The 1,552-nt window shown below is 51.5% G+C and carries 2 protein-coding genes; both read left to right on the top strand.

All coding sequences use genetic code 11. From position 1 onward, the window contains the following. Nucleotides 1-528: sensor histidine kinase (locus A6A04_RS22050; protein WP_245651326.1), on the top strand; the 528-nt coding region annotated here is incomplete at its 5' end. A gap of 113 nt (nt 529-641) precedes the next feature. Next, a partial coding sequence (locus A6A04_RS20605) for a sensor histidine kinase (RefSeq protein WP_156612725.1) occupies nt 642-1,552 on the top strand: 911 nt, incomplete at its 3' end.

The raw sequence follows: 1,552 nt of genomic DNA, 5'->3' as shown, positions 1-1,552 counted from the left end.
TTCGTCGTTGGTGCAGCAAAGCGAATGGGACTGCTGATCAACGACCTTTTGGCGTTTTCCAGAGTTTCGGCAAAAGGCGTCTCGTTCTCCCGCATCTCCCTGATGGCTGCATGTTTAGCTGCACAGGATAATCTCAGAGAGGTCATTTCCCAGAATCACGCAGAAATCACTGTAGGCCAGCTTCCCGAGGTCATCGGCGATGATGTCCAATTGATGCAGGTGTTTCAGAATCTGATCGGCAACGCTGTCAAGTTCCGTCACCCTGACCGTAAGCCTCAATTATCCATTGATGCTGAGCAAAAAGACGGCAAATGGCAGATTGCTGTCCGCGACAATGGCATCGGCATTGCAGACACCTCCCAGGATATTTTTGAGATTTTCCGGCGGCTCCATGCTGGAAATCAATATCCAGGAAGTGGCGTTGGACTTGCGATCTGCAAGCGGATCATCACACAGCATGGTGGGCAAATTTGGGTGGAGTCAGAACCTGGGCATGGAGCCACCTTCAGGTTCACACTGCCGGTGTAGATTATTCGCCGTTAGCGGCATGGTTGCCGTATTTCGAATTTTAGAATCGATCAATTGCCGAAGCCTTATGCCTTTGGTAGCATTCCTGCCAAGCCAATGGTTTGGGAACGGCCATGATTGTTGCAAACACAGGTTGGCCTGATCTCGAACTCCTAAAGGCAGCCCCGATTCTGATATGGCGTGCCGGTCTCGATGCCAAATGCAATTGGTTTAACCCTGCTTGGCTTGCTTATACCGGCAGGACAATGGAGCAGGAGATGGGGGATGGATGGACGGAAGGTGTCCATCCCGGCGACTTTGATCGCTGCTTGAAAATCTATCTTGATGCCTTCGCACTTCGTCAGCCGTTCGACATGGAATACCGGATCAAGCGTGCCTGTGGTGAATACGGTTGGATCGCGGATTATGGTATTCCGATTCTAAACCAGTCAGGCGAATTTCTCGGATATGTAGGCTATTGCTTTGACATTACAGCCAGACGGCAGAGTGAAGAAAAGCTGGAAATTGCCTGCAAGGATTTGGCGGCATCCAACGCCGAACTTGAGCAATTTGCTTACGTCGCATCCCATGATCTTCGTGAGCCGCTCCGTATGATCAGCAGCTATGTTGACCTGATTGAACGCCGCTACGGACATCACCTCGACGGAGATGGGCATGAATTTATTGGCTTCGTCCGCGATGGTGCCCGGCGTATGGATGCGATGGTTCTGGACCTGCTTGCATTCTCCAGAATTGATCGACAGGGAGAACCACTGATTCCGATGCGGATCGGCGATGCCATTTCCCATGCCTTGAAGAACCTTGGGACAGCCATTGCCGAGTGTGATGCACACGTGGTCGTCGATGTGGATGCATCGCTCATGGTGGTTGGGGACTGCCACCAGTTAGATCGGCTTTTCCAAAATCTAATTGGGAATGCCATAAAATATCGAACAGAGGGGATAAGACCCCACATCGCCGTGATGGCACGACCTAACGACGGAAAGGCCGTCTTCTCTGTCCAGGATAATGGCATCGGAATCGC

Source organism: Paramagnetospirillum marisnigri, from assembly GCF_001650715.1.
Classification (GTDB): domain Bacteria; phylum Pseudomonadota; class Alphaproteobacteria; order Rhodospirillales; family Magnetospirillaceae; genus Phaeospirillum; species Phaeospirillum marisnigri.
This window is presented reverse-complemented; position numbering and strand designations above follow the sequence as displayed.